Annotated in this window: 1 protein-coding gene; it reads right to left on the bottom strand. The window is 50.0% G+C overall.

All coding sequences use genetic code 11. From position 1 onward, the window contains the following. Positions 1-218: IS3 family transposase (locus KTE19_RS13850; protein WP_217342537.1), on the bottom strand; the 218-nt coding region annotated here is incomplete at both ends.

Raw genomic sequence — 218 nt, 5'->3', positions numbered from 1 at the left:
CGGGAAATCCGTCTTGGGCTGCACCGACGCTGCAGTGGTTGAAGTTCCAGATTCAATTCATGGTGGATCTTCATAACACCGTATCGCTGCTTAAATTCCGCAAAGATCCGCAGAATCCGTTGTTTCAAGTCCGCATCTTCGGCCCGGCGTTTTGAAGGTTTGGGGGATCGATAACGATAATACTGAGCTCTGGAAACACCGAGGATTCGGCACATCTT

Origin of the sequence: Lentilactobacillus dabitei, assembly GCF_019061365.1 — a bacterium.
Lineage (GTDB): Bacteria > Bacillota > Bacilli > Lactobacillales > Lactobacillaceae > Lentilactobacillus > Lentilactobacillus dabitei.
The sequence above is the reverse complement of the archived record's forward strand: the minus strand, read 5'-3'. Positions and strand labels throughout refer to the sequence as shown.